Raw genomic sequence first — 26,458 nt, 5'->3', positions numbered from 1 at the left:
CCGGGCGCACGAGGCCATTGGGAGCTGCGCCTCAGCCTCGGTGGGCCGGCTGCGCAGCGAAGGGAAAACACGCGGCTGGCCAGGCGAGCGCGGCTCGCAGACGTGCCCAGTCGAAGCCGGCGCCAGGATCGTGCTTGCGCCCGGGCGCGACATGCTCGTGACCGGCCACGTGGGTGATGGGGTAACGCCCGGCGAGGTCGCGGCACAGCCCGGCCAGGACCTCATACTGCGCCGAATCGAAGGGCCCGCCTTCGAGTCCTTCGAGCTCTATGCCCACCGAATAGTCGTTGCAGTTGCTCCTGCCTTGATAGCTAGAAGCGCCCGCGTGCCAGGCGCGCTGGTCACAATCGACGAACTGCCACAGGCGCCCTGTGCGTGCTATGAAAAAATGCGCCGACACTTCGAGGCCGCGGATGCTCTGGAAGTAGGGGTGTGCGTCCCAGTCAAGGGTGCCGGTGAAGAGCTGCTGCACGGCCTGCGTGCCGTATTCGCCCGGTGGCAGGCTGATCGAGTGCAGCACGATCAAACTGACCTCGGCTCCGGCCGGCCGAGGGCCGAAATGCGGCGACGCGAGCCAGAGGGCGCCCACATGCCGGCCGCCGGCCCGCCACGGCGTGGCCGTCTCAGTCTTGGGCATCGCGTGCGTCCTGCGGCATGTCGGGCTCGCCAGGCAGCGCGATCTGCAACCGGTCGATGCGGTAGCGCATCTGGCGCAGACTGATACCCAGGCGCGCGGCGGCTGCGGTGCGGTTGAAGCCGCATGCGTGCAGGGCGCGCACCAGAATGTCGCGCTCCTGCCGGTCGAGCCAGGCCTGCAGGTCTTTGGGCAGTTCTTGTGGCGTGGCGCTCGGCGGCGCGACTTCTGTCGTCTCTCCTGCCCCTGCCGCCTCCCCAGCCGCTTGTGCCGCGCCGCCGGGCGCTGCAGTGGCAGGAGTAGCAAGGGAGGAACCGAGCGCCGCCTCGAGTTCGAGTTCGGGGCCGTCGCTGAGCGCCAGCGCGCGGTGCAGCAGGTTTTCGAGCTCGCGCACGTTGCCCGTGAGCGGGTGCTGCACCAGTGCGGCGAGCGCCCGCTCGGTCAGGCGCGGTGCGGGGACGCCGCTCTCCTGCGCGATGCGCGCAAGCAACGCCGCGCACAACGCAGGCAGGTCTTCGCGCCGCGCGCGCAAGGGCGGCACCAGGACTTCGATCACGTTCAGGCGGTAATACAAGTCCTGCCGGAAGCGCCCGGCCTGCACGTCGGCTGCGAGGTCGCGGTGCGTGGCGCTCACGATGCGCACGTCCACGCTCTCTTCCTGCGTAGCGCCGAGCGGGCGCACGCTGCGCTCCTGGATGGCGCGCAGCAGCTTGGACTGCATGGCCAGCGGCAGTTCGCCGATTTCGTCGAGGAACAGCGTGCCGCCGCGCGCGGCCTGGAAGTAGCCCTCGCGGTCGGCCGTGGCGCCGGTGTAGGAGCCCTTGCGCGCGCCGAAAAATTCCGCTTCGAGCAGGTGCTCAGGTATTGCGCCGCAATTGACGGCAACGAGCGGGCCGTCGGCACGCTGACTGCAGGCGTGCAGCGCCTGCGCCACCAGCTCCTTGCCGGTGCCCGATTCGCCCAGGATCAGCACCGGCGCCATGCTTTTGGCGACTTTGGCGATGCGCTGCTTGACCTGGGTCATCGCGGGCGAATCGCCGACGAGCCGCGCCAGGGCGACCTTGGCGCTGGCCTCTGCCGTCCCCTTGTCGGCGTGCAGCTCGGATGTGCTGCGCGCGGCGCGCGGCGCGGGCACGCCGCCCATGCCTTGCACCGCCGAGGCCACGACGGCACGGAATTGCTTGAGATCGACGGGTTTGGTGAGGTAGTCGAACGCGCCCGCGCGCAGGGCCTCGACGGCGTTTTCGGCCGATCCGTAAGCGGTCATGACCACGCAGCGCTCGCACCTTTGCTGTGCACGCACTTCCTGCAGCAGCTCCATGCCAAAGCCGTCGGGCAGGCGCATGTCGGTGATGACGGCGTCAAATCGCTGGCGTTGCAGCTGCGTGCGCGCTTCCTGCAAGGTGGCGGCGGTTTCCACGCGGTAGCCTTCGCGCAGCAAGGTCAGCTCGTACAGGGTGCGCAGGTCGGGTTCGTCATCGACGACGAGGATGGAGGCGGGGCTGGTCATACGGAAAGAGTCAAACCACGAAGGTGTCGAACAGCGAAGCCGGGGCAGCGGACTGGGCCGTGGGGCGGAAGATGACCGTGAAGGCGTTGCCTTCGACATCGCCGCGGCGGGTGGGCCGGGACAGGCGCTGGTAGCCGATGCTCGCGCCGTGGCGCTGGCACAGCTCGCGGCAAATATAAAGGCCCAGGCCGCTGGAGCGGCTTTGCGACGAGAAAAAAGGCTCGAACAAGTGGCGCTCGACCGATGGATCGAGCGGTGCGCCGTCGCTCCAGACCTGCAGGCTGGCCTGGCCGCTGGGTGTGGTGCGCGTGCTTACTTGTAGCCCGTCAGGCTCCGGACTTTTGTGGCGCAGCGCGTTGTCGAGCAGGTTGTAGAGCACGCGGCGCAGGTGCTCGGTGTCGAACCCCACCTGCACATTCCCCGCCTGCAGGGCCACATTGACGCGGCGCCGGGCCGGCTCCTGCGCCTGCCATTCGCTGCAAATGCGCGCCACGCAGTCGTCGAGTGCCAGCGTGGCGTCGGGCGCGAGTTGCGCCTGTTGCTGCACGCGCGCGATGTCGAGCACGTCCTCGACGATGCGCGCAAGCCGCTCGGCGTTCTCGCGCACCATCTGCGCAAGGCGCCGTTGCGCCGGATCGTGCAAGTCTTCTTCGAGCAGCGCGTTGGCCTGCGTGATGGCTGCGAGCGGGTTGCGGATTTCATGCGCCACCGCCGCCGACATGCGGCCCATCGCGGCGAGCTTTTCGGTGCGCAGCCGCGCCTGCATGGCGCGCAGGTCGTGCAAAAACATCACGCAAAGGCGCTCGTTGGCGCGCGCCGTCAAAGCGGGCTGGGGGGGGGCGCCAGGGGCGGTGCGCGATGGAGTCAGCCAGGTGCGCACATGCAGCGCCACGGGGCTTTCGTCGGGGTGCTGCAGATAGACGTCGGCGGCTTGCGCGTGGCCTTGTACGAAGCTGCGCTGCGCCAGTGCGACCAGCGGCTGCCAGGCGGCGCTGCGCGTGTCGTCTGTCAGAGAGAAAGGTACGGCGGTCGGGTGCCTACCTCCGAGCAAAAGCAGGGCGGCCGGGTTGGCCATGTGCACGTCGGCGTGCGCATCGAGCACCAGCACGCCCTCCTCCAGACTCTGGATCACGAGCGCGCTGACCTCGGACTGCAGCTGCGCCGTCATCAGGCTTTGCTGGGCGTGCTGCTGCTCCCGCACCAGGCGCGCGGCCAGCTCGTGCGCGAGGTAGGCGACGATGAAATAGCCCATGCCGGCGAGCGCGCCTTGCAGGTAGTTTTGCGCCGCGTCCCCAATGCCATGCGCATTAAGCCACCAGGCCCAGGCGAGCAGCAGCAGGCTGACGACGGCCGTCGTCCCCAGCGCCAGCAGCAGCGTGCCATGCACGGCGGCGAGCAAGATGGGCAGGCCGAACAAGGGCGTGTAGTTCATCCCGCCTGCCTGCAGCCATTGCAGGGCACAAACGACGGCCAGATCCATCCCGATGCTCACCATCCATTGTGGCCCTATGGCAGGTGTTGGCGGCGCATTTCGCTTCCAAATGCGTAGCACCAGCGCGGCGCCAAAATAGGCCAGAGAGATCGCCAGCGCGGCAGGCTCCGAGGTGTGGTTGAGCGCCTGCCACAAGATCTGCAGCACCAGCAAGGCCAGCGCCACCATGACCCGCCCCGTGAGAAAGCCGCGCCACAACCGCACGAAAGGCTTGTCGTCCAGGGCCGAGAGGGTGAGCAAAGCCATGGTCAGCGCGGCCGTGCAGGCGCGGGCGCAGGGCGCGGCAGGTGCGCCGTCGAACAATAAAACTTTCCCTCCTGCAGCAGGGCTTCGGAGCGCGGCAGGTGCACGCCGCAGTGGGCGCAGGCCACCATGTCTTCAGGGGCCGCGCGCCGCGGTGCGGGCTTGGAGCGCACGCTGGGCGCCTGTTGACTGCGCCACCAGGCCGCACCCACGGCCACGACGATAAGCACGAGCAGGTACTTCATACGCCGCGGTGCAGGATGACTTCGAGCACGAAGCGCGAGCCCACGTAGGCCAGCAGCAGCAACGCGGCACCGGCGTAGAGCACACGCACGGCGCTGCGCCCGCGCCAGCCAAAGCGCGCGCGCCCGAGCAGCAGCACGGCAAAGGTGAGCCAGGAGAGCAGCGAGAACACCGTCTTGTGTTCCCAGCGCCAGGCGCGCCCGTAAAGTTGCTCACCAAACAGCATGCCCGCGAGCAGCGTGGCCGTGAGCAGCACGAAGCCTGCCGCGACGAAGCGAAACGTCAGGCGCTCGAGCGTGAGCAGCGGCATGCCGCTGTCCGGGTCTTGGCCCGAGCGAATGCGGCGTTCGGCGCGCGTCATGAGCCAGGCATGCACCACCGCGATGGCAAACAGGCCATAGCAGGCGATGCCCAGCGCCAGATGCAGCGGCAGCCAGGCAGAGGCCGTGGCGTGCAGCGGCTGGCCCGGAAACACCTGCGCGAGCAGCAAGGCCAGCGCCGCCAGCAGCGCCAGCGCCCAGCGCGCGCGCAGCTGCGGAAACTGCTGGCGTTCGATGGCGTACACCGTGAGCGCGAGCCAGGCAGTCATCGACAGCGCCGGCGCAAAGCCAAAGCGCGGCGCCTCGCCCCACAACCCCCAGCCGAGCGCCCCGGCGTGCAGCACCCAGGCCAGGCGCAGGGCGCGGCGCGCCCAACCCTCGCGCAGGCGCGCGGCTGCGAGCGCCGGCGCAGCGTAGGCCAGCGCTGCCGCGAGCGCGAGCAGCCAGCCGATCGGAGAGGCACTCGGTAAAATCATGGGCCGCAGTTTATCCCGCGGCGCTCGTCAAAACGCCTTTGCGGCATGCTTTGCAGCGCTGCACTGCACTGCACCGATCCTCCACCTCCAGCCCCTTGCTCCTATGGCCTCCGCTCTGACCGACAAACTCTCGCGCCTCGTCAAAGAAATGCGCGGCCAGGCCCGCATCACCGAATCCAACGTGCAGGACATGCTGCGTGAAGTGCGCATGGCCTTGCTCGAAGCCGACGTGGCCCTGCCCGTGGTACGTGACTTCATTGCGCGCGTCAAAGAAAAGGCCCTGGGGCAGGAGGTGCTGGGCAGCCTCAAGCCCGGCCAGGCGCTGGTGGGCATCGTGCACCGCGAGCTCGCCGCCACCATGGGCGAGGGCGTGTCCGATCTGAACCTGGCCACGCAGCCGCCTGCCGTGATCCTCATGGCCGGCTTGCAGGGCGCCGGCAAGACGACGACCACGGCAAAAATCGCCAAGTACCTGATCGAAAAGCGCAAGAAAAAAGTGCTCACCGTTTCGGGTGACGTGTACCGGCCTGCGGCCATAGAGCAGCTCAAGACCGTGACGCGCCAGGCCGGGGCCGAATGGTTTCCGAGCTCGCCCGAGCAAAAGCCGCTCGAGATCGCGCGCGCCGCACTCGACTACGCCAAAAAGCACTATTTCGACGTGCTGCTGGTGGACACCGCCGGGCGCCTCGCGATCGACGAGGCGCTGATGCAGGAGATCAAGGAGCTGCACGCGGCGCTGCAGCCGGTCGAAACCCTGTTCGTCGTCGATGCCATGCAGGGCCAGGATGCCATCAACACGGCGCGCGCCTTCAAAGAAGCGCTGCCCCTCACGGGCATCGTGCTCACCAAACTGGACGGCGACGCGCGCGGCGGCGCGGCGCTGTCGGTGCGCCAGATCACGGGCGCGCCGATCAAGTTCGCCGGGGTGTCGGAAAAAATCGACGGCCTCGAAGTGTTCGACGCCGAACGCCACGCGGGCCGCGTGCTGGGCATGGGCGACATCGTCGCGCTGGTCGAACAGGTCACGGCCAACGTCGATCTGGACGCCGCGCAAAAGCTCGCCGCCAAAGTCAAGAGCGGCAATGGCTTCGACCTCAACGACTTCCTCGCGCAGATTCAGCAGATGAAGCAGATGGGCGGGCTCTCCAGCCTCATGGAAAAGCTGCCCACGCAGCTGAGCGCGCAGGCGGGCAAGGTCGACATGGGCAAGGTCGAAAAAGACATCCGCCGCAAGGAAGGCATCATCCAGAGCATGACGCCGCTGGAGCGCCGCAAGCCCGAGATCATCAAGGCCTCGCGCAAAAAGCGCATCGCCGAGGGCGCGGGCGTGCAGGTGCAAGAGGTCAACCGCCTGCTCAAGGAGTTCGAGCAGATGCAGGAAATGATGAAAAAAATGAAGGGCGGCGGCCTGATGAAAATGATGAAGAGAATGGGCGGCATGAAAGGCCTGGGCGGCGGCATGCCCAAAATGCCTTTCTGACAACTTCTGAAATTTCAAGCCATTTTGGCCTCTAGCGCTGATCCAGAAAGCGCAGACAGCTATAAATTTAGGATTTTCGCACTCAGCGCGTGAGCGGCAGGGCCAACCCCATGGCCGCGAACAGGCCGCCGCAGACGCGGTTGAAGCGTTTGCCGAAACGCTCGAGCGCCGGGCGGATCAGGTGCGCGAGCCGCGCGAGCAAAAATTCCACGCAGCACTCGGTGACCATGAAGGTGCCGGCCATCACCACGAACTGCAGCCACAGGCTGCGCGCCGGGTCGATGAACTGGGGCAGAAAGGCGCCGTAAAAAAGCAGCGCCTTGGGGTTGGAGACGGCGGCGAACAGCCCCTGGCGAAACAGCTGCGCGCGGCGCGGAAAGAGCGCCTCGTCCACCGCCTGCAACTGCAGCGGTGGCGCGCGCCACAGCTGAATCCCGAGCCACACGAGATACGCCCCGCCCACCCACTTGAGCACCGTGAGCGCGTGTGACAAGGCCTGCAGCAGCGCACCTATGCCCAGCATCGACAGGGCGATCAGCAGCATGAAGCCGAGCGCACCGCCGGCGATCGTGAACAGCGTGCGCCGGTGCCCGTGCAGGGCGCCGTGCGTGAGCGCGAGCAGGCTGTTGGGGCCGGGCGTAAGCGACAGGCCCACGGCGGCGAGCAGATAGATCAACCAGGTGTGCCAACTCATAGCGAATGGAATGCGGTTGCGAAATTGCGCTGGCAGCGCAGCAAAACAAGCCCCGAGTGTGCCGCAGGTCAGGCGATAGGGCGCGGGCGAGCCGGCACAATCCTACCCTTCTCGGAAACCTCCCCGCCCGTGCGACCGACATGGCCCGATTCGAACCACGCTCCTTTTTTACCTGCAGGCAGCCCTGACGCTGCCGTGGCTGTCCTACCGCGCTTATGGCTGGGTAGAGCGCCCCGGTATTCCCCGCCCTACGCTGCGCCCTCCAAGAGCCGCACCGTATTGACATCGGCTTGGCCCTCATAGAAAGCGTCCAAGGCGTGACGGAACACGTCTATTTGCGGCGCAGCGAGCATGAATAGCGTCATGCACGACTGGAACTTGCGGTCGTCGGGCGCGCCAAAGATCTCGTGCGCGGTCTTCTTGCCCGCATGCGCGAGCACGGCCCGGGTGCAATCTAAGAACCTGTTCAGAGTCTTTTCATGGGGTACGCATGGCAGCAAACGGTCACGGTCTAGGCGCCTGCCGCAGCCCATGCTGGCGGCCTGGGCAAGGCGGGCAACGACGAGCGTGGCCGTTTGCTGCCATGCCCTTCGGGTTGCCCCGCAAAGGCAGCGTCTGCGGCGTTGCCCATCCTCGCCGCACATCAGTGCGGCTTGCGGTGGGCGCCTTGCATCCACTGCCTTTGCGGGGCAACGTACCCCATGAAAAGACTCTGAACAGGTTCCAAGAGCCGCGCACCGAGCACGGGATGCGCGAGATACGCCAGGGCCTCGGCCAGGTCTTCGAGCCCGTAGAACTTTGCCGTGGCGCTATGGCCCAGCGCCTTGAGCTGCGGAAAGACGAACCACATCCAATGGCTTTGCTTGTGGCCGGCCTGCAGCTCGGCCATCACCTGGGTCATGACGGGCGCCTGCGCCGTGAGGAATCGCTCCAAGTCCATCACGTTCAGACCCCCGGCGGGAGCTTGGCGGCCATCATCTTGCGTCGGTCCATCCGGCGCCCATCGACGATGAAGGTGCCATCGCCCACCGCGTGCAGCATGCGCTGCTCCTTGCGCCCGGTGTCGAAATACGCCGCGAGCCCCTGCAGCACGACGATGTCATGCTTTTCGATGATGTCCGTGACCTTGCACTCGATGTTGGCCAGACATTCCTCGATCAAAGGCGCCGCGACATGCCGCGCCGGCGCCCGCGTCAGTGCAAAGCGGGAAAACTTGTCGGTGTCCGCGCCCGAGCAAGTGCCTATGCCGACCACCTCGTCGAGCATGTCCACGGTGGGAATGGCGAGCACGCATTCGCGGTTTTTTTGCAGCGCATGAAAGGAATGGTTCCACGCCCCCGTGGTGATGGCGAAGACGGGGCTGAAGTCCATCACCATGGTCCAGGAGATGGTCATGACGTTGTCCTTGCCCGCGTCGCGGGTGGTCACGAGCACCACCGGCCCCGGCTCTATCAGGGTAAAGGCTTTGCTCAGGCTGAATGGCTGCATGAAAGCACCTCTGAAAATGGCACCGAGCTTGCGCGCTCGCGCTCCTGGTGTCAATGGTGGGGAGATGGGCAGATGGGCAGATGGGCAGATGGGCAGATGGGCAGGTGCGCTGCCCACCGTCACCAGGACCTACCTGCAGGGCGCGGCAGCCACGCTTTTGGAACTTGTATCGCGAGGAAAGCTCGAAACGTCCTGCTGCCGCACCAGTCAAAACCTTGATCCAGGGCAAGATTTCGGAACTTTGCGCATCGGCTTTTGCGCGCCCCAGCCGAACCGAGCCCACAATGCGTGGCCCCATTGAACGAACGGTATTGGGGCGAAAAGTGCACCAACAGAGCCTGTTTTTGCCATCGACCCCATTTCAATGGGAGCAAAAAGCAGTCTTTCGCATTAGCACTGTGACAGGGAACTTCGGCGTTAGCACTCTATCTAAGCGAGTGCTAACATTCATTGTCGGCACACGAAAGAGAGGATTCCTGATATGACTACTGCATCTGCAAGCACTACGGCACTGGCCCCTGCCAACCCCTGGGCGCTGGTGCCACCGTTGGGGAATCTGGACGCTTATATCGCAGCGGTCAACCGCCTGCCCATGCTCACGTACGAGGAAGAGCAGCGCTATGCCCGCCAATTCAAGGAACACGGCGACATCGAGGCCGCAGGACGACTCGTGCTCTCGCACCTGCGCCTGGTGGTGTCGATTGCGCGCCAGTACCTCGGCTATGGCCTGCCGCACGGCGACCTGATCCAGGAAGGCAACGTGGGCCTGATGAAGGCCGTGAAACGCTTCGACCCCGACCAGGGCGTGCGCCTCGTGAGCTACGCCATGCACTGGATCAAGGCCGAGATCCACGAATACATCCTGCGCAACTGGCGCATGGTCAAGATGGCGACGACCAAAGCGCAACGCAAGCTGTTTTTCAATCTGCGTTCGCTCAAACAGGGTTTCAAGGCCGACGCTGCCGACACCGACACCTACCGCGAGACGCTGTCCGAGCATGAAATCGACGCCGTGGCTCGGCAGCTCAAGGTCAAGCGCGAAGAAGTGATCGAGATGGAAGCGCGCATGGCCGGCGGCGACGTGCTGCTCGACCCGGCCCCGAGCGAGGACGGCGAGCAGGCGTTCGGCCCCATCGCCTACCTGGCCGACGCGGCGCACGAGCCCACCGCCATGCTCGAATCGCGCCAGCGCGAAATGCTGGCCACCGACGGCATCGCCACCGCGCTGCAAACGCTGGACCCGCGCAGCCGCCACATCGTCGAAGAGCGCTGGCTCAAGGTCAACGACGATGGCTCGGGCGGCAAGACCCTGCATGATCTGGCCGCCATTTACGGCGTGAGCGCCGAGCGCATCCGCCAGATCGAGGCCGCTGCGATGAAGAAGATGAAAAAGGCGCTGGCGCAATACGCCTGATGGTCGCGCTGGCGCAGCCGCGTTTGCGGGCTGCCAAACGATACGAAAAGCGCCGCTCGTAGCGGCGCTTTTTGTTTTCACCCCCCCTGCTGCCGCAGCCGAAACTCACGCGCCTTGCCGAAGTGGCCGCAGCCGATGAAGGGCTGCGGCGGGCGTTCGGCCGAAAGCGGCGAGGGGTGGTTTGCCGTGAGCACGAGGTGGCGCGGGTCGTTGCCGATGAGCGCGCGTTTGTTTTGCGCGTGCGCGCCCCAGAGCATGAACACGACCGGCCGCGGCCCCTGCGCGACATGGCGGATGACGGCGTCGGTGAGCTGCTCCCAGCCCTTGCCGGCGTGGCTCGCGGGCTGGCCTTCTTCGACCGTGAGGCAGGCGTTGAGCAGCAGCACGCCATGGCGCGCCCACTGGGCCAGGCTGCCGCCGGGCTGCGGAAAGGGCGGCGGCGGCACACCGAGGTCGCGCTGCAGCTCGCGAAAGATGTTGCGCAGCGAGGGCGGCAGCGGCACGCCCGGCGCCACCGAAAACGCCAGCCCCTCAGCCTGGCCGCGCCCGTGGTATGGGTCTTGCCCGAGGATCACCACGCGCACCGCCTCGGGCGGCGTGAGTTCGAGCGCGCGCAGCGGCTGCGGCGGGAAGATGGTTGCGCCGGCGTCCAGCCGCGTTTGCAAAAAGCGCAGCAGATTCTGCCCTGTGGGGCTCGCAAAAAACGCATCGACGAGCGGCCGCCAGCCCGGCGCCACGGGCCAGTCGGCGGGATTGGCGCTTTGCAACTGGGTGGAGGGTGGCGGCGCGGCGTTCATGGTTTTTTGGTCAAAATGGGCTTTTGCGCTTGTTGCACCTGCGTAAGCAGCTATTTATTTGATACTGACGAAAATAGTCAGGCAAACAACTCCGCAAGCGCCTCGCCGGGTTCGGCGGCGCGCATGAAGGCCTCGCCCACGAGGAAGGCGTGCACGCCCGCGGCGCGCAGGCGCTCTACGTCCGCGCGCGTGGCAATGCCGCTTTCGGTCACGAGCAGGCGCTCGGGGGGCAGCGCGGGCAAAAGGTTTAGCGTGGTTTCGAGCGACACCTCGAAAGTGCGCAGGTTGCGGTTGTTGACACCGATCAGCGGCGTTTGCAGGCGCAGCGCGCGTTCGAGCTCGGGCTGGTCGTGCACCTCCACTAGCACGGCCATGTCCAGGCTTTGCGCGATGGCCTCGAACTCGGCCATCTGCGCGTCATCGAGGCAGGCGGCGATGAGCAGGATCGCGTCGGCGCCGATCGCGCGCGCCTCATAAACCTGCCAGGCGTCGATGAGGAAGTCCTTGCGCAGCACGGGCAACTCGCAACTGGCGCGCGCCTGTTTGAGGTAATCGATGCTGCCCTGGAAAAACTGCTTGTCGGTCAGCACCGAGAGGCAGGCCGCACTGACCTTGCCGCCGCGGTCGGTGTTGCCCACGGCGTAGCTTTGCGCGATGTCGGCAGGGATGAAGTCGGCGCGCAGCACGCCCTTGCTCGGGCTGGCTTTTTTGACTTCGGCGATCACTGCGGCCTGGCCTGCGGCGATCTTGGCACGCAGCGCCCCCACGAAGTCGCGCGTGAGCACGCGGCTTTCGGCGTCGGCACGCATGGCCGCAAGCGGCATCTTCCTGCGCCCGGCGGCGACTTCTTCGCGCTTGACGGCGACGATTTTGTCGAGGATGTTACTCATTATCTGATAGCTCCTTGCGCTGATCTGGTGCGGGATCTTTGAGGATTTTGATGAAAACATGGCGCATCACGAGCGCCGCCACGATGGTGACCAGCGTCACGCCCAAGGCGATCCACAGGCCTTCGTCGTGCCAGAGGGGGCTCATCGCTCAACCCGCCGCCCGGCTGAACGCCACCACCTGCTCGAGCTTGGCCTGTGCGGCGCCCGAATCGATCGCGTTGCGCGCGCGCGCGATGCCGGTGGCGATGTCGGGCGCCACGCCCGCGGCGTAGAGCGTGGCGCCGGCGTTGAGCAGAACGATGTCTCGGGCCGCGCCGGGCCGGCCTTCGAGTACGCCGCGCAGCATGGCGAGTGATTCTTCGGGCGTGTTCACCTTAAGGCTGCGGTTGCTCTGCATGGCCAGGCCGAAGTCCTCGGGGTGGACCTCGTATTCGCGGATTTCACCGTCCTTGAGCTCACCCACCATGGTGGCCGCGCCCAAGCTGATTTCGTCCATGCCGTCGCGGCCATGCACCACGAGCGCGTGTTCAGCGCCCAGGCGCTGCAGCACGCGCACCTGGATGCCCACGAGGTCAGGGTGGAACACGCCCATGAGGATGTTGGGCGCGCCCGCGGGGTTGGTGAGCGGCCCGAGGATGTTGAAGATGGTTTTGACGCCCATTTCCTTGCGGATGGGGGCGACGTTTTTCATCGCCGGGTGGTGGTTGGGTGCGAACATGAAGCCCACGCCCGTCTCAGCCACGCAGCGCGCGATCTGCGCGGGCGCGAGGTGGATGTTCACGCCCAGCGCCTCCATCACGTCGGCGCTGCCCGATTTGCTCGACACGCTGCGCCCGCCGTGCTTGGCCACCTTGGCGCCTGCGGCGGCGGCCACGAACATGCTGCAGGTGCTGATGTTGAAGGTGTGCGCGCCGTCGCCGCCCGTGCCCACCACGTCGACGAGGTGCGTCGCGTCGGCCACCTGCACCTTGGTCGAGAGCTCGCGCATCACCTGCGCGGCGGCGGTGATCTCGCCTATCGTCTCCTTTTTCACGCGCAGGCCGGTGATGATGGCGGCGACCATCAGCGGCGAAATCTCGCCGTTCATGATCAGGCGCATCAGGTGCAGCATCTCGTCGTGAAAAATCTCGCGGTGCTCGATGGTGCGCGCCAGCGCTTCCTGGGGGGTGATGGGCATGGGCTATGTCTCCGAATCGTTCAAAAAACCAGAAAAATCAGCGCGCCCCCGGCGCCTGCGTGAGCGCGAGCTTGACGCCAAACACGATGAACAGGCCGCCAGCCACGCCGTCGAGCCAGCGCAGCGCGCGCTGCAAGGCGCCCGCACGCCGCGCTGCCCAGGCCGCCACCCAGGCCCAGCCCAGGCACACGAGCAGGCCGTTGACGGTAAACAGCAGGCCGAGCAGCAAGAACACCGCGCCCGTGTGCGCCGTGCCCGGCGCGATGAACTGCGGCACGAAGGCCAGGAAGAACAGCGCCACCTTGGGGTTGAGCACGTTGGTCAGAAAGCCGCGGCGCAGCACGGTGGCGAGCGCGACAGGTGGAGCGGGCGTGGCCGGGGCGGCACTTTCGGCGGCCGGATTTTTGGCATCAAAAATGCAGCTAGTGCCCGTCCCACCTGCGCTAGCAGCTATCGATTTGGAAGTATCCTGCGCGCCACCCGCACGCCAGGCCGCGCGCAGCATCTGCACGCCCACCCATACCAGATACACCGCGCCCGCCCATTTGAGCAGCGCAAACGCCGTCGCGCTGGCCGCGAGCAGCGCCGACACGCCCAGCGCCGCCGCCGCCACATGCACCAGGCACCCCGCCGCAATCCCCAGCGCCGCCGCCACGCCCGCGCGCACCCCGGCGCGCACCGCGTTGGCGACGATGAACATCACATCCGGCCCCGGCGTGAGGTTGAGCACCAAACCGGCGGCGAGAAAGAGCAGGAGGTGGTGGGCGTCAGGCATGGGATTCATCCCTTTGCAATGCGCTCGCGCTCAGCGCAAAAAGTTCGCCAGCATCGCGTGCCCATGCTCGGTCAGGATGCTTTCGGGGTGGAATTGCACGCCCTCGATGCGCACGGCGTCGGCAAAGCCGGTGTGGCGCACGCCCTGGATTTCGCCGTCGTCGTCGCTGGTGGCGGTGATGTGCAGCTCAGGTGGGCAGCTCGTGCGCTCGATCACGAGCGAGTGGTAGCGGTTCACGATGAACTGCCGCGGCAGGCCCGCGAACACGCCTTGCTGCGTGGTGGTGATGGGGCTGGTCTTGCCGTGCATGAGCGTGCGCGCGCGCACGATGCGCCCGCCGAAGGCCGCGCCTATGGCCTGGTGGCCCAGGCACACGCCCAGGATCGGCAGCTTGCCGGCAAAGTGGCGGATCGCGGGCACCGACACGCCGGCTTCGGCGGGCGAGCATGGGCCGGGGCTGATGCACAGGCGCTCGAAGCGGCGGGACTGGAACAGCGCGTCGAGTTCTTGGAGCGTGACTTCGTCGTTGCGCAGCACCTGCACCTGCGCGCCGAGCTCGCCGAAATACTGCACGAGGTTGTAGGTGAAGCTGTCGTAGTTGTCGATCATGAGCAGCCGCACGGCGTGCGCCGCGCTGGCGGGCGCGCTGGCAGCAGTGCCGGCCGATGGGACGTTGGCATTCTGGCCGCTCGCAGGTTGCATCGGCGCGCTGTGCAGGCGGTCGAATGCGCGCTGCTCGAAGGCGATGCAGGTTTCCATGAGGGCGCGGTAGATTTCTTCGAGCACCTCGGGCGGGCCGCCTTCGGCCTGGGCGCGTGCGCGCACGCGCTCCACGATGGCGGCGATGCGCGCCTCGTCGCGCACCTGCTCGGGCGCCTGCTTGATGCGCGCGGCCTGCAGCATGTAGCCCAGGCGCTGTACGAGCAGGGGCACCAATGCGTCGTCGAGCGCATCGACGGCGCGGCGCACTTCGCTCATGGTGGTGCAGTGCAGCACCTGTTCGATGGCCTTGGTCATTCCAGCCCCTCCTCGACGAGTTCGGCGGCGCGCAGCAGCGCGCGCGCCTTGTGTTCGGTTTCGCGCCATTCGAGCTCGGGCACGCTGTCGGCCACCACGCCGGCGGCCGCCTGCACGTAGAGCGTGCCGTCCTTGACGATGCCGGTGCGGATGGCGATGGCCACGTCCATGTCGCCCGCGTAGCTCAGATACCCGCAGGCGCCGCCGTAGATGCCGCGCTTGACGGGCTCGAGCTGGTCGATCAGCTCCATCGCATGCACCTTGGGCGCGCCCGTGAGCGTGCCCGCGGGGAAGGTGGCGCGCAGCACGTCCATGTTGGTCATGCCGTCTTGCAACATGCCTTCGACGTTGCTCACGATGTGCATGACGTGGCTGTAGCGCTCCACGGCAAAGGCTTCGGTCACCTTCACGCTGCCGATCTTGGCGATGCGGCCGATGTCGTTGCGCGCGAGGTCGATCAGCATCACGTGCTCGGCGCGCTCCTTGGGGTCGTTGACGAGCTCGCGCTCGGCGGCCAGATCGGCCTCGGGCGTGGCGCCGCGCGGGCGCGTGCCCGCAAGCGGGCGGATCGTGACCTTGGTGCCCGCGTCGGTGCGCTCCTGGCGCACCAGGATTTCGGGGCTGGAGCCCACCACCTGAAAGTCCCCCATGTCGTAAAAATACATGTAGGGCGACGGGTTGAGCGAGCGCAGCGCGCGGTACAGCGCGAGCGGGCTTTGGTCGTAGGGCTTGTGGATGCGCTGGCCCACCTGCACCTGCATGAAGTCGCCCGCGGCGATCAGCTCCTTGGCGCGCAGCACGGCGGCCAGGTAGTCGTCCTTGGCAAAGTCGCGCTGCGTGGGCGCGCTGGCGCTGGCGCGCAGCACGGGCGGGTGCACGGGGTTTTGCAGCTGCGCGCGCAAGGCGTCGAGCCGTGCGCAGGCACGCGCGTAGGCCTGCGGCGTGGCCGGGTCGGCATAGACGATGAGCGAGAGCTTGCCCGAGAGGTTGTCGATGACGGCGAGCTCCTCGCACTGCAGCAGCAGGATGTCGGGCGTGCCCAGCGTGTCGGGCGGACAGCTGGCCACGAGCTTTTTCTCGATGTGGCGCACTGTGTCGTAGCCAAAGTAACCCGCGAGCCCGCCGCAAAAGCGCGGCAGGCCGGGGCGCAGCGCGACCTTGAAGCGTTGCTGGTAGGCCGCGATGAAGTCGAGCGGATTGCCCGGCGCCGACTCGACCACCTGGCCGTCCGTCACCACTTCGGTGCACGCCTGCTCACCAAAGCCGCGCGCGCGCAGCAGCGTGCGCGCCGGCAGGCCGATGAAGCTGTAGCGCCCGAAGCGCTCGCCGCCGACCACCGATTCGAGCAAAAAACTATAGCTGCCAGCGCTTGATCCATCTGCCTTGCAGGCCAATTTGAGATACAAAGACAGCGGGGTTTCGAGGTCCGCAAAGGCCTCAGCTACAAGTGGGATGCGGTTGTAGCCGGCAGCGGCCAGGGCTTGGAATTCTGCTTCTGAGATCACCGGGGACTCCTGGGGAGAAAGCGGCACCGCGTCGCGTCGAAAGGCTGGCTGAAAGCCGGGTGCCGCCTCGTTCATTCGATTCAAACTTGATCCAAACGGCCCGAGGCTGGGCCGCGCGGGTGCGTCCGATCGCTGCGCCGGACGCGATCAACAAAGGTGTGCTCGTCGCCAGGGCCAGGCTCCCCGGTCGCTGCGACCTGCGGTGGACGTGCGGTGAATGAACATGGGCGCAAAGTGTAGCAAAGCGCCCTGGCGCTTTGGGCCCTGCCCGAGCGTGGGCGGCAAGTGATTGCGCCGCGACGGGCGCCGCCACCGGCGCTGTTTTGTCATCGGCGTTTGGCGCAGGACTTGCTAGGAGCCTGTCGGACTTTGGGCGTCGAAAGCGAGAAGGTGCCCCAGCGAGGCCAGTTTTTGCCGGATTCGCAGCCCCATAGTGGTGCTATGGGGCAAGAAGCCGGTAAAAAATGGGCCGCTGCGGCGCATTCGCAGCCGACGATTCGAAAGTCCGACAGGCTCCTAGGCTCAGAACAAGCAAGTCCCACCCTCTGCGAAAGACGCCCCATGGCCATCCACGTCGCCCTGAACCACATCACGCACTACCGCTACGACCGCCCCGTGCGCCTGGGCCCGCAGGTCGTGCGCCTGCGCCCCGCGCCGCACAGCCGCACCAAAATCCTCGCGTATTCGCAGCGCGTGGAGCCGGCCAAACACTTCATCAACTGGCAGCAGGACCCGTTTGCCAACTACCAGGCGCGGCTGGTGTTCCCCGAGCCCACGACCGAGTTCAAGATCACCATCGACCTGGTCGCGGAAATGGCGGTCTATAACCCCTTCGACTTTTTCCTCGAGCCCTACGCCGAGGAGTTTCCGTTTCGCTACGAGAGCGCACAGCAGCAGGAGCTTGCGCCCTACCTGGCCAAGGAGCCGCTCACCCCGCTCACGCCGCTGTTGGCCGACTACCTCGCGCGCATAGACCGCACGCCCCGCCGCACCATAGACTTTCTGGTCGAGCTGAACCAGCGCCTGCACGCCGACGTGGCCTACACCATCCGCATGGAGCCGGGCGTGCAAAGCCCCGAAACCACGCTGCAGCTGGCGCGCGGCTCGTGCCGTGACAGCGGCTGGCTGCTGGTGCAACTGCTGCGCCACCTGGGGCTTGCGGCGCGCTTTGTCTCGGGCTACCTGATCCAGCTCGCGCCCGACGTCAAGGCCATCGACGGCCCGAGCGGCCCCGACAAAGACTTTACCGACCTGCACGCCTGGTGCGAGGTGTTTCTGCCCGGCGCGGGCTGGATCGGGCTGGATCCGACCTCGGGCCTGCTCGCGGGCGAGGGGCACATTCCGCTGGCCTGCACGCCGCAGCCCTCGAGCGCCGCGCCCGTGGAGGGGCTGGTCGATGAATGCGAGGTGACGTTCAGCCACCACATGCAGGTCACGCGCGTGCACGAGTCGCCGCGCGTCACCAAGCCCTACACCGAAGAGCAATGGGCGCACATCCTGGCGCTGGGCGAACAGGTGGACGCCGACCTGCAACGCCACGACGTGCGCCTCACGCAGGGCGGCGAGCCCACCTTCGTGGCCACGAGCGACCGCGACGCGCCCGAATGGAACACCGACGCGCTGGGCCCGACCAAGCGCGGTTTCGCCACCGAGCTGCTGGGGCGGCTGCGCGCGCACTACGGCGCGGGCGGCTTCATCCACATGGGGCAGGGCAAGTGGTATCCGGGCGAACAGCTGCCGCGCTGGGCGCTGTCGGTGTTCTGGCGCGCCGACGGGCGCCCCTGCTGGCACGACCCGGCGCTGCTGGCCGACGAGCGCGAGAGCGCACACTACACGCACGAAGACGCGCAGCGCTTCATCCGCACGCTGGCCGAGCAACTGCGCATTAGCACGAACTGGATCGAGGCCGGCTACGAAGACACCTGGTACTACCTGTGGCGCGAGCGGCGCCTGCCCGTGAACGTGGACCCGTTCGACAGCAAGCTCGACGATCCGCTGGAGCGCGCACGCCTGCGCCGCGTGTTCGGCCAGGGGCTGGACGCCGTGGTGGGCTACGTGCTGCCGCTGCAGCCGTATGCGCCCGCGTTTTTGGCCGAAGACGGCACGGCCACGCGCACGCGCTGGGCCAGCGGGCCGTGGTTTTTGCGCGACGAGCGCATGTACCTCATGCCCGGCGACTCGCCCATGGGCTGGCGCCTGCCGCTCGACTCGCTGCCCTGGGTGGCGCAGGCCGACTACCCGTACCACATCGAGCAAGACCCATTCGCCCCGCGCGCGCCGCTGCCCGCCTACACGCCACTGCGCACGCAAAGCACGGGCCACGCTGGGCCGGGCCACGGTATTGCGCCGCACCAGATCGGCGGCGGCTTTGCCGAAGGCGGCACGGTGGCCGTGCAGGGCGTGAGCGTGGGCAAGGGCGTGGAGGGCGATGAGGCCCCCGGCACCGGCCTGTCGCCCGCCGTCGCCCCCGGCGTCGGAGCCTGTCGGACTTTGGGCGTCGATAGCGAGAATGTGCCCCAGCGAGAGCAGTTTTTGCCGGATTCGCCGCCCCATAGCGAGACTATGGGGCAAGAAGACGGTAAAAAATGGGCCGCTGCGGCGCATTCGCAGCCGACGATTCCAAAGTCCGACAGGCTCCTAGACACGCGCATGCCGCGCCTGGGCGAATCGGCTGCCTGGCTCACGCGCACCGCGCTGTGCGTGGAGGCGCGCGACCCGCAGCGCGCCAACGGCCCGCTGGCCGAGCGCACGCAAGGCGGCCAAAGTCAGCACCTGTACGTGTTCATGCCGCCGCTCGCGCGGCTCGAGGACTACCTGGACCTGCTCGCCGCCGTCGAAGCCACAGCGCAGGCGCTGGGCGTGAAGATCATCCTCGAAGGCTACCCGCCGCCGCGCGACCCGCGCCTGAAGATGCTGCAGGTCACGCCCGACCCCGGCGTGATCGAGGTCAACATCCACCCCGCGCACGACTGGGCCGAGCTCGTCGAGCACACCGAATTCCTCTACGCCGCGGCGCACGAGACGCGCCTGTGCGCCGAAAAGTTCATGACCGACGGCCGCCACACCGGCACCGGCGGGGGCAACCACTTCGTGCTCGGCGGCGCCACGCCGGCCGACTCGCCCTTTTTGCGCCGCCCCGAGCTGCTGGGCAGCCTGGTGGCGTACTGGCACAACCACCCCTCGCTGTCGTACCTGTTCAGCGGCCTGTTCATAGGCCCCACGAGCCAGGCCCCGCGCGTGGACGAGGCGCGCAACGACCAGCTTTACGAGCTCGAAATCGCGCTGCGCGAAATCGCGCGCAACCGCGCCCTGCACGGCCAGGAGATGCCGCCGTGGCTCGTCGATCGCACGCTGCGCAACATCCTCATCGACGTCACCGGCAACACGCACCGCAGCGAGTTCTGCATCGACAAGCTGTATTCGCCCGACTCTGCCACGGGGCGCCTGGGGCTTTTGGAGCTGCGCGCCTTCGAGATGCCGCCGCACGCGCGCATGAGCATTGCGCAGCAGCTGCTGCTGCGCGCCCTCGTCGCGCGCTTTTGGCAGCAGCCCTGGAGCGGCACGCTCACGCGCTGGGGCACCGAGCTGCACGACCGCTTCATGCTACCGACCTTCGTGCGCATGGACTTCGAGGACGTGCTCAGCGAGCTCGCCGAATTCGGCTACGCCTTCGACATGGCGTGGTTCGCGCCGCACTTCGAGTTCCGGTTCCCGCTCATCGGCCAGGTCACCGCGCGCGGCATGGCGCTCACGCTGCGCAACGCGCTCGAGCCCTGGCACGTCATGGGCGAAGAAGGCGCCATAGGCGGCACCGTGCGCTACGTCGATTCGTCGCTCGAGCGGCTCGAAGTGCACGTGAGCGGCTACAACGACAGCCGCTACGTCATCACTTGCAACGGCCAGGCACTGCCGCTGCAGCCCACCGGTACCGCGGGCGAATACGTGGCCGGCGTGCGCTACAAGGCCTGGGCGCTGCCCTCGGCGCTGCACCCCACGATAGGCGTGCACGCGCCGCTCACCTTCGACATCGTCGATCGCTGGATGCAGCGCTCGCTCGGCGGCTGCCAGTACCACGTCACGCACCCGGGCGGGCGCAGCTACGACAACTTCCCCGTCAACGCCTACGAAGCCGAGAGCCGGCGCCTCGCGCGCTTTTTCCAGATGGGGCACACGCCGGGCAAGCTCGACGCCGCGCCGGCCACGCCCAGCCGCGAGTTCCCGTTCACGCTGGACTTGCGGCGCACCTGAGCGCGCCCCCGCCGCCCACCCGCGCCAACGCCAACGCCCCGCGACACGCCGCCGCCCGCGTTTTTTATGCCAAAAGACCCGTCAGACGGCTCTGCGCCTGCGCAAGCAGCTACGGATTCCAAAGCATCCACGACAGCGGATGGGCACGCAGTCAAAGGTGCAGACGGCCCGGCCCGGGCAAACGGCCCAGCCCGGGCGGGGCCGCCCCACCCTGCCCCGCCCGGCGCGGCCGCCAGCGCCCGCACGAACGCCCAGACCCAGCGGGCATACTCGGGCCCCATGTCCGCCCCTGACATTCCCCTGCCCGGCCTCGACCCCGCTGTGCTGCCGCTGCGCAGCGCCCCGGCCGCGCCGGGCCACTTCGACGAACTGTTCGGCGCCGCCACGCCGGTCACGCCCGATGCCACGCATGCCTCGCAAGTCGCCGACGGCACTGCAGCGCAGCCCGCGCGCAGGCTGAACCCGGTCTGGGCGCGCTTTTTTGCCTATCTGGACAAGGACGACCTCGCGCGCCGCAACGACAACCTGCAACGCCAGCTGCGCGACAACGGCGTGACCTACAACGTCTATGCCGACGCCTCCGCGGGCCTGCAGCGGCCCTGGGCGCTCGACCTGCTGCCGCTGATCGTGAGCCCGCAGGACTGGGCGCAGATCGAGGCCGGCGTCGTGCAGCGCGCGCGCCTGCTCGACGCCATGATGGCCGACCTGTACGGCCCGCGCACGCTGCTGCAGCGCGCGCTGCTGCCCGCCGCGCTGGTGCAGGGCCACCCTGGCTACCTGCGCCCCATGCTGGACGTGCGCCCGCCCGGCGGCACCTGGCTGCCCATCGTGGCGCTCGACCTCGCGCACGGCCCCGACGGGCGCTGGTCGGTGGTAGGCCAGCGCACGCAGGCACCCTCGGGGCTGGGCTATCTGCTCGAAAACCGCATCGCCGTCTCGCGCCAGTTCCCGCACGCTTTCGCGGGCATGAAGGTGCAGCGCCTCGCCGCGAGCTACCGCGCGCTCATGGAGGGCCTGCAAAGCCGCCTGCCCGAAGGCGAAAACGCGCGCATCGCGCTGCTCACGCCCGGCCCGTACAACGAGACCTACTTCGAGCACGCCTACCTCGCGCGCTACCTGGGCCTCACGCTCGTCGAGGGCAGCGACCTCACGGTGCGCGACCAGCGCCTGTACCTCAAGACGCTGCAGGGCCTGGAGCCCGTGCACGCGCTCATCAAGCGCCTGGACGACGAATGGCTGGACCCGCTGGAGCTGCGCGCCGACTCCACGCTCGGCGTGCCCGGCCTGCTGCAGGTGCTGCGCGCGGGCAATCTGCTCATGGCCAACATGCCGGGCTCGGCGCCGCTCGAGTCGAGCGCGCTGCTGGGCTTTCTGCCCGCGATCAGCGAACACCTGCTGGGGGAGCCGCTGCGCCTGCCGTCGCTCGCCACCTGGTGGTGCGGCGAAGAAGCCGCGCTGCGCGAGGTGCTGCCGCTGCTGCCCACGAGCGTGATCCGCCCCACCTACCCGAATGCACGCATGGACACGGTGATGGGCCGCAGCCTGGACGAGCGCGCGCTCGACGAATGGGCCGGCCGCATCGCGCGCCACCCCGAGGACTACACGGTGCAGGCCTGGCTGCCGCTGTCGCAGACGCCCACCTGGACGCCGGACGGCCTGGTGCCGCGCTCGGCCATCCTGCGCGTGTTCGCGCTCGCCGACGGGCCGCAGTCGTGGCGCGTGCTGCCCGGCGGGCTGGTGCGGCTCGCGCCGCGTGGCGAGCTCGTCGCGGCCATGCAGCGCGGGGGCAGCAGCGCCGACTGCTGGGTGCTCACCGACGGGCCGGTGGACCGCACCAGCATGCTCCACCCCGCCACCGGCGTGCCCACGCAGGCGCAGCCCAAGCGCCCCGTGACCAGCCGCGCGGCAGAAAACCTGTTCTGGCTCGGGCGCTACACCGAGCGCGCCGAAAACAGCGTGCGCATGGCCCAGCTCGTGCTGCGCCAGCTCTCGGGCGACGAGCCCGGCGCGCGCCCGCTCGTCGCCTGGCTCTCGGCGCTGGCGCGCGAAAACGCGCTCGTGCTGCCCGACGTGCCCGGCGCCGAGCAGTCGCCGCGCGTGTTCACGCGCAGCCTGATCGCCGCGCTCGCGCCCGCGCCGGGTACGCCGCTGGCCGGGCAGTCGTACAGCGTGGGTTTCAACCTGCGCGCGCTCAAATCCGCCGCCGCGCAGGTGCGCGAGCGCCTGTCGCAAGAGCACTGGAACCTCATCAAGCGCACCGAGGGCGACTTCGCGCGCGACTGCGCCGCGCTCTCGGGCAACGCCGAATACGCCACCGCCGAGGCGCTCGTGGCGCTGCAAAACGCGAGCGAGCTGCTCGCCGCCATCACCGGCGCGCAGACCGACCGCATGGTGCGCGACAGCGGCTGGCGCCTGCTGTCCATAGGCCGGCACATCGAGCGGCTCGTCACCCTGGCGCGCGCGCTCATGCTCGGGCTGGAGCAGCGCAGCCTGCAGGACATCGACGGCTTCGAGGCCATGGTGGCGCTGTTCGACAGCACCATCACCTTCCACGCACGCTACCAGCAGCGCCGCGACATGGCCGCGCTGCTCGACCTGCTCGTGCTCGACCGCGACAACCCGCGCTCGCTCGCCTGGGTGCTGCACTCGCTGCGCGCGCGCCTGCTGCGCCTCGCCGAAAACACCTCTCCCGCAGATACGGCGCTGGCGCTGGCCCTGCCGCAGTCCGAAACCTGGCAGCTCGCCGCCCTGGCGCAGCCCGGCAGCGAGCGCAACTTTGGCGCGCTGCACACGCTGCTGGCCGACTGCATCGCCGCTGCGGGCACGCTGTCCGACGAGATCACGCGCTTGCACTTCAGCCACGCCGACCGGCCCAGCCAGAGCCTCGAAATCTAACCCCCCAAAACCCATGCTGCTGCGCATCCTGCACCGCACCTGCTACCACTACCAAGGCCCGGTGGACCACGCGCAGCACATGCTGCACCTGAGCCCCGTCGATACCGCCGTGCAACAAGTGCGCGCCCACACCCTGCGCGTCACCCCCGAGCCCGCCGCGCAAAGCCAGGCGCGCGACACTTTTGGCAACCTGCGCAGCTTCTTCACGCTGCAGGCGCCGCACGAGAGCCTGTGCGTAGAGGCCGACAGCCTGGTGCAGACGCACGCCCCCGCGCCCCTGCCCCTCGTGGCCGCTGGGGCAACCGTTGCAGCATCAGCAACTGCGGCGGCACCCGCTGCGGCAAGTACCGCCGCTGCCCCTAGCGTTTGCGCGGCGGCGGCCAAAGCCCTTTCCCTCGTCCCTGCCAGCGCCGCAACCGATGCGGCCACCACCGACGCACCTTCCACCGACGCACCGACCGCCCCCGCGTGGCACGCGCCCTGGCAAGCCACTTGGGAGGCCGTGCGCGAGCACTATCGCTACCGCGCCGGCGCGCCCTACGACGCCGCGAGCGAATTCCTCTTCGCCTCGCCGCACGTACCGCGCGACGACGCCTTTGCCGCGTTTGCGCGCCCCGCGTTCGCGCCCGGCACGCCGCTGTTGGCCGCCGCGCAGGCGCTCATGGAACGCATCCACCGCGAGCTGCGCTACACCCCCGCGAGCACGCAAGTTAACACGCCCGCGCTGCAGGCGCTCGCACAGCGCAAGGGCGTGTGCCAGGACTTCGCCCACATCATGCTCGGGTGCCTGCGCAGCCTGGGCCTGCCCGCGCGCTACGTGAGCGGCTATCTGCTCACGCGCCCGCCACCGGGCAAGCCGCGGCTCATAGGCGCGGACGCCTCGCACGCCTGGGTCAGCGTGTATGTGCCGTGGCTGGCCGCCACCGAGGAAAGCGCCACGCCGCCGCACGACACCGACCCCACGAGCGCCTTGCTGCACACGCAGGCGCAGCAGGTGGGCGGCAGCTGGTTCGACTTCGACCCCACGAACCGGCGCAGCGGCTGGGGCAGCCCCGGCGAGGACTACGTCACGCTCGCCGTGGGGCGCGACTTTTCCGACGTCTCGCCCATGCGCGGCGTGATCCAGGGCGGCGGCGCGCACACGCTCGAAGTCGGCGTCACCGTGGCCCCGCCCGACGAGCTGCAGGCCCTGCTCGCGCGCCGCGAGGGCGAGGCGGGCGCACGGGCTGCCAAACCGCAGCCGCCGAAATAACCCCATCCTGCGCAACCCGCACGAAATTGCGGGCTTCCCATGACGGTTGTGGGTTGAGCCGTTGACCGCTCGAAACTAGGACTTTGGGCGTCGAAAGCGAGAATGCGCCCCAGCGAGGCCAGTTTTTGCCGGATTCGCCGCCCCATAGCGGGACTATGGGGCAATAAGACGGTAAAAAATGGGCCGCTGCGGCACATTCGCAGCCGACGACTCCAAAGTCCGACAGGCTCCTAGCCCCAAGGCCGCATGGGGGCCACGCGCTCTACGCCCCGCGGCACTGCAGGGTGGAGCCAACTGCGAGGCTCACGTCGCAATGGGGCCGGCGTGGCCGTCCTCGACGATGAAGCGGGCTTGCGTCGTGACGCCGCTGTCCGCATTCATTGCATCGTCGAGCACGCGCAGCGAAGTCGTCCAGCGCGCAGGCGTAATGTCCGCCAAGCCATAGCCGCGCTGCTCGCAGCGCGCAAACAGCACATGCGGGTTGTGGCGCACGACGGCATCGACGCGGGCTTGCGTCGTGCCGCTGCGCGAGCTGATCGATGTGCCGCAAAACTCGCTTGCGAGCACGCGCGGCGCGGCAGGGCTGCTGGGCACTGCGTCCTCGAGCACCCGGCACACGTAGTTTTGGTGGATGTCGCCGCCCTGCAGCACGGTATTGCGCGGCGCATGTTCGGCAATCGAGCGCAGCAGGCGCGTGCGTGCGGCCGGATAACCATCCCACGTGTCGGTGGATTGCAGGCCCGAAGGGTAGCGGCGCGGCGAAAACAGCGTTTGCTGTGCGATCACGCTCCACTGCGTGTGTCCATGCTGCGCATCTGCTGCCAGCCCTGCGTCGAGCCAGCGCTCCTGCGCCATACCCAGCAAGCTGCGTTGCGGATCGGCAAGCTCGGGGCACGCCTCGGGGCGCACGGCACCCGCGCCATGGCTGCCGGGGGTGCGGCAGGCCTGCCAGCTGCGGTACTGGCGGGCGTCGAGCAAATGCAGGTGCGCAAGCCGCCCCCAGCGCAAACGGCGATACACCTGCAACGATGCAAACTCCGCCCCCAACAAGCTCGTGGCTCGCAGCGGCATGTTTTCATAAAACGCCTGCCACGCCGCATTGCGCTGCGCCACGAAAGCTGCGGGCGCATCCAGGCTACCCCGGTCGGCCGCGTAATCGTTTTGCACTTCATGGTCATCCCACACCACGGCCCAAGGACAGGTGGCGTGCGCCGCCTGCAGCGCCGGGTCACTCTTGTGCAGCGCGTAGCGTGCGCGGTAATCGGCCAGCGTGCGCGCCAATGGCAGCGCGTGCGTGCGGGCAAGCCCGGTGCTGCCCGCAGCGATGGCGTTCTCGTAGATGTAGTCGCCCAAAAACAGCACGAGGTCGGGCGCGTCGGCACACACGTGGCGCCAGGCCGCGTAATGGCCGTCCTCCCAGCGCTGGCACGAAGCAAAAACCAGGCGCAATGCCGCAGGAAGTTGCGTTTGCGCGGGGGCCGTGCGCGTGCGCCCCGTGGCGCTCACGGCGTCCCCGAGCATGAAGCGGTAGTAATACCAGCGATCGGGCTGCAATCCGCGCAACTCCACGTGCACGCCGTGGCCGAGCGCAGGCCAGGCCTGCGCCTGCCCGCGCTGCACGATGCGCCTGAAGGCCGCGTCGTGCGCGAGCTCCCAATGCACGGTGAACGGCTCCCGCCAGCTCTTAGGCTCGGTTTGCGGCGCTTGCACGATGCGCGTCCACAGCACCATTCCATCGGCCGTGGGCTCGCCGCTGGCCACGCCCAGCGCAAACGGATCGTGCTGCAGCGCCTGATTCTGGCTCCAGGCCCACCGTGGCAGGCTGCCGGCCGCTGCGGCCAGACTCGCAAACCGCAAAAAGGCGCGTCGGTGCAAGTTCATGTTCATGATGGATGCCTCTGATGCCGC

Annotated in this window: 22 protein-coding genes and 1 pseudogene; 5 read left to right on the top strand and 18 right to left on the bottom strand. The window is 68.1% G+C overall.

Annotated features, from left to right (window positions below):
• Positions 1–31 precede the first annotated feature (31 nt).
• From ampD to DFR45_RS04575, 5 genes are read right to left on the bottom strand one after another with little or no spacing between them, the layout of a single operon-like run.
• Positions 32–637: a 1,6-anhydro-N-acetylmuramyl-L-alanine amidase AmpD gene (ampD, locus tag DFR45_RS04595; protein ID WP_114482507.1), complete on the bottom strand. Its 606-nt coding sequence runs from the start codon at positions 635–637 to the stop codon at positions 32–34.
• Complete coding sequence (locus tag DFR45_RS04590) at positions 624–2,144, bottom strand: sigma-54-dependent transcriptional regulator (protein ID WP_114482506.1); 1,521 nt, start codon at positions 2,142–2,144, stop codon at positions 624–626. The genes ampD and DFR45_RS04590 overlap by 14 nt, the downstream gene beginning before the upstream one ends.
• A 10-nt stretch (positions 2,145–2,154) precedes the next feature.
• A complete protein-coding gene (locus DFR45_RS04585; protein WP_114482699.1) occupies positions 2,155–3,882 on the bottom strand; it encodes a sensor histidine kinase in 1,728 nt (575 codons plus the stop codon).
• 2 nt (positions 3,883–3,884) lie between these two features.
• Positions 3,885–4,124, bottom strand: coding sequence for a PP0621 family protein (locus DFR45_RS04580; protein WP_114482505.1), 240 nt, complete (start codon positions 4,122–4,124; stop codon positions 3,885–3,887).
• Entirely contained in the window at positions 4,121–4,918 is a 798-nt protein-coding gene (locus DFR45_RS04575) for a cytochrome C assembly family protein (RefSeq protein ID WP_114482504.1), read from the bottom strand. Before DFR45_RS04575 ends, DFR45_RS04580 begins: the two co-directional genes overlap by 4 nt.
• Positions 4,919–5,021: 103 nt before the next feature.
• Here DFR45_RS04575 and ffh point away from each other — a divergent pair, with 103 nt between their 5' ends.
• Positions 5,022–6,398 carry a signal recognition particle protein gene (ffh, locus tag DFR45_RS04570; protein WP_114482503.1) on the top strand — a complete coding sequence of 459 codons (1,377 nt, stop codon included), beginning with the start codon at positions 5,022–5,024 and terminating at the stop codon, positions 6,396–6,398.
• Positions 6,399–6,480: 82 nt separating this feature from the next.
• Here ffh and DFR45_RS04565 read toward each other — a convergent pair whose 3' ends face one another.
• From DFR45_RS04565 to DFR45_RS04550, 4 genes are all read right to left on the bottom strand, one after another.
• Positions 6,481–7,092: a LysE family translocator gene (locus tag DFR45_RS04565; protein ID WP_114482502.1), complete on the bottom strand. Its 612-nt coding sequence runs from the start codon at positions 7,090–7,092 to the stop codon at positions 6,481–6,483.
• Positions 7,093–7,340: 248 nt separating this feature from the next.
• Positions 7,341–7,625: a DUF1810 family protein gene (locus DFR45_RS14650; protein WP_277752671.1), complete on the bottom strand. Its 285-nt coding sequence runs from the start codon at positions 7,623–7,625 to the stop codon at positions 7,341–7,343.
• A gap of 110 nt (positions 7,626–7,735) precedes the next feature.
• A complete protein-coding gene (locus DFR45_RS04555; RefSeq protein ID WP_114482500.1) occupies positions 7,736–8,032 on the bottom strand; it encodes a DUF1810 family protein in 297 nt (98 codons plus the stop codon).
• Between the two features lie 5 nt (positions 8,033–8,037).
• Entirely contained in the window at positions 8,038–8,580 is a 543-nt protein-coding gene (locus DFR45_RS04550) for a flavin reductase family protein (RefSeq protein ID WP_114482499.1), read from the bottom strand.
• A 481-nt stretch (positions 8,581–9,061) separates the two neighbouring features.
• Here DFR45_RS04550 and rpoH point away from each other — a divergent pair, with 481 nt between their 5' ends.
• Positions 9,062–9,994 (top strand): RNA polymerase sigma factor RpoH, encoded by a 933-nt coding sequence (gene rpoH, locus DFR45_RS04545; protein ID WP_114482498.1) that lies wholly within the window; start codon positions 9,062–9,064, stop codon positions 9,992–9,994.
• A gap of 77 nt (positions 9,995–10,071) precedes the next feature.
• Here the strand turns inward: rpoH and DFR45_RS04540 are convergent, their stop codons facing one another.
• From DFR45_RS04540 to trpE, 8 genes and pseudogenes are all read right to left on the bottom strand, one after another.
• Entirely contained in the window at positions 10,072–10,791 is a 720-nt protein-coding gene (locus tag DFR45_RS04540; protein WP_114482497.1) for a uracil-DNA glycosylase, read from the bottom strand.
• A gap of 77 nt (positions 10,792–10,868) precedes the next feature.
• On the bottom strand, positions 10,869–11,681 hold the full coding sequence (gene trpC / locus DFR45_RS04535; RefSeq protein ID WP_114482496.1) for an indole-3-glycerol phosphate synthase TrpC: 813 nt from the start codon (positions 11,679–11,681) through the stop codon (positions 10,869–10,871).
• On the bottom strand, positions 11,674–11,826 hold the full coding sequence (locus DFR45_RS14475) for a hypothetical protein (RefSeq protein ID WP_170132841.1): 153 nt from the start codon (positions 11,824–11,826) through the stop codon (positions 11,674–11,676). Before DFR45_RS14475 ends, trpC begins: the two co-directional genes overlap by 8 nt.
• Positions 11,827–11,829: 3 nt before the next feature.
• Positions 11,830–12,858: an anthranilate phosphoribosyltransferase gene (trpD, locus tag DFR45_RS04530; RefSeq protein WP_114482495.1), complete on the bottom strand. Its 1,029-nt coding sequence runs from the start codon at positions 12,856–12,858 to the stop codon at positions 11,830–11,832.
• A 37-nt stretch (positions 12,859–12,895) separates the two neighbouring features.
• On the bottom strand, positions 12,896–13,633 hold the full coding sequence (locus DFR45_RS04525) for a LysE family translocator (protein WP_114482698.1): 738 nt from the start codon (positions 13,631–13,633) through the stop codon (positions 12,896–12,898).
• Positions 13,634–13,663: 30 nt separating this feature from the next.
• Complete coding sequence (locus tag DFR45_RS14645; protein ID WP_170132844.1) at positions 13,664–14,254, bottom strand: aminodeoxychorismate/anthranilate synthase component II; 591 nt, start codon at positions 14,252–14,254, stop codon at positions 13,664–13,666.
• A 123-nt stretch (positions 14,255–14,377) separates the two neighbouring features.
• Positions 14,378–14,611 (bottom strand): annotated as a pseudogene (locus DFR45_RS14640) (chorismate mutase); the annotation flags it as partial.
• Between the two features lie 35 nt (positions 14,612–14,646).
• Entirely contained in the window at positions 14,647–16,155 is a 1,509-nt protein-coding gene (gene trpE / locus DFR45_RS04515; protein ID WP_114482493.1) for an anthranilate synthase component I, read from the bottom strand.
• Positions 16,156–16,716: 561 nt separating this feature from the next.
• Here trpE and DFR45_RS04510 point away from each other — a divergent pair.
• The 3 genes from DFR45_RS04510 (at position 16,717) to DFR45_RS04500 (ending at position 24,550) form a co-directional block, all read left to right on the top strand.
• Entirely contained in the window at positions 16,717–20,403 is a 3,687-nt protein-coding gene (locus DFR45_RS04510) for a transglutaminase family protein (RefSeq protein ID WP_114482492.1), read from the top strand.
• Positions 20,404–20,682: 279 nt separating this feature from the next.
• Positions 20,683–23,298 carry a circularly permuted type 2 ATP-grasp protein gene (locus tag DFR45_RS04505; RefSeq protein WP_114482491.1) on the top strand — a complete coding sequence of 872 codons (2,616 nt, stop codon included), beginning with the start codon at positions 20,683–20,685 and terminating at the stop codon, positions 23,296–23,298.
• Between the two features lie 13 nt (positions 23,299–23,311).
• Positions 23,312–24,550 carry a transglutaminase family protein gene (locus tag DFR45_RS04500; RefSeq protein WP_114482490.1) on the top strand — a complete coding sequence of 413 codons (1,239 nt, stop codon included), beginning with the start codon at positions 23,312–23,314 and terminating at the stop codon, positions 24,548–24,550.
• Positions 24,551–24,853: 303 nt separating this feature from the next.
• Here DFR45_RS04500 and DFR45_RS04495 read toward each other — a convergent pair whose 3' ends face one another.
• Positions 24,854–26,437 carry an alkaline phosphatase D family protein gene (locus DFR45_RS04495; protein WP_114482489.1) on the bottom strand — a complete coding sequence of 528 codons (1,584 nt, stop codon included), beginning with the start codon at positions 26,435–26,437 and terminating at the stop codon, positions 24,854–24,856.
• Positions 26,438–26,458: the final 21 nt, after the last annotated feature.

This window comes from Extensimonas vulgaris, assembly GCF_003337425.1.
Taxonomy (GTDB): Bacteria; Pseudomonadota; Gammaproteobacteria; order Burkholderiales; family Burkholderiaceae_C; genus Extensimonas; species Extensimonas vulgaris.
Note: the sequence above shows the minus strand (reverse complement) of the source record. Positions and strands in the feature narration are given on the sequence as shown.

What these genes read in the sequence shown, in the direction of transcription:
- ampD (WP_114482507.1), bottom strand. Translation starts at nt 637, where the DNA reads ATGCCCAAGACTGAGACGGCCACGCCGTGGCGGGCCGGCGGCCGGCAT.
- DFR45_RS04590 (WP_114482506.1), bottom strand. Translation starts at nt 2,144, where the DNA reads ATGACCAGCCCCGCCTCCATCCTCGTCGTCGATGACGAACCCGACCTG.
- DFR45_RS04585 (WP_114482699.1), bottom strand. Translation starts at nt 3,882, where the DNA reads ATGGCTTTGCTCACCCTCTCGGCCCTGGACGACAAGCCTTTCGTGCGG.
- DFR45_RS04580 (WP_114482505.1), bottom strand. Translation starts at nt 4,124, where the DNA reads ATGAAGTACCTGCTCGTGCTTATCGTCGTGGCCGTGGGTGCGGCCTGG.
- DFR45_RS04575 (WP_114482504.1), bottom strand. Translation starts at nt 4,918, where the DNA reads ATGATTTTACCGAGTGCCTCTCCGATCGGCTGGCTGCTCGCGCTCGCG.
- ffh (WP_114482503.1), top strand. Translation starts at nt 5,022, where the DNA reads ATGGCCTCCGCTCTGACCGACAAACTCTCGCGCCTCGTCAAAGAAATG.
- DFR45_RS04565 (WP_114482502.1), bottom strand. Translation starts at nt 7,092, where the DNA reads ATGAGTTGGCACACCTGGTTGATCTATCTGCTCGCCGCCGTGGGCCTG.
- DFR45_RS14650 (WP_277752671.1), bottom strand. Translation starts at nt 7,625, where the DNA reads ATGGGCTGCGGCAGGCGCCTAGACCGTGACCGTTTGCTGCCATGCGTA.
- DFR45_RS04555 (WP_114482500.1), bottom strand. Translation starts at nt 8,032, where the DNA reads ATGGACTTGGAGCGATTCCTCACGGCGCAGGCGCCCGTCATGACCCAG.
- DFR45_RS04550 (WP_114482499.1), bottom strand. Translation starts at nt 8,580, where the DNA reads ATGCAGCCATTCAGCCTGAGCAAAGCCTTTACCCTGATAGAGCCGGGG.
- rpoH (WP_114482498.1), top strand. Translation starts at nt 9,062, where the DNA reads ATGACTACTGCATCTGCAAGCACTACGGCACTGGCCCCTGCCAACCCC.
- DFR45_RS04540 (WP_114482497.1), bottom strand. Translation starts at nt 10,791, where the DNA reads ATGAACGCCGCGCCGCCACCCTCCACCCAGTTGCAAAGCGCCAATCCC.
- trpC (WP_114482496.1), bottom strand. Translation starts at nt 11,681, where the DNA reads ATGAGTAACATCCTCGACAAAATCGTCGCCGTCAAGCGCGAAGAAGTC.
- DFR45_RS14475 (WP_170132841.1), bottom strand. Translation starts at nt 11,826, where the DNA reads ATGAGCCCCCTCTGGCACGACGAAGGCCTGTGGATCGCCTTGGGCGTG.
- trpD (WP_114482495.1), bottom strand. Translation starts at nt 12,858, where the DNA reads ATGCCCATCACCCCCCAGGAAGCGCTGGCGCGCACCATCGAGCACCGC.
- DFR45_RS04525 (WP_114482698.1), bottom strand. Translation starts at nt 13,633, where the DNA reads ATGCCTGACGCCCACCACCTCCTGCTCTTTCTCGCCGCCGGTTTGGTG.
- DFR45_RS04510 (WP_114482492.1), top strand. Translation starts at nt 16,717, where the DNA reads ATGGCCATCCACGTCGCCCTGAACCACATCACGCACTACCGCTACGAC.
- DFR45_RS04505 (WP_114482491.1), top strand. Translation starts at nt 20,683, where the DNA reads ATGTCCGCCCCTGACATTCCCCTGCCCGGCCTCGACCCCGCTGTGCTG.
- DFR45_RS04500 (WP_114482490.1), top strand. Translation starts at nt 23,312, where the DNA reads ATGCTGCTGCGCATCCTGCACCGCACCTGCTACCACTACCAAGGCCCG.
- DFR45_RS04495 (WP_114482489.1), bottom strand. Translation starts at nt 26,437, where the DNA reads ATGAACATGAACTTGCACCGACGCGCCTTTTTGCGGTTTGCGAGTCTG.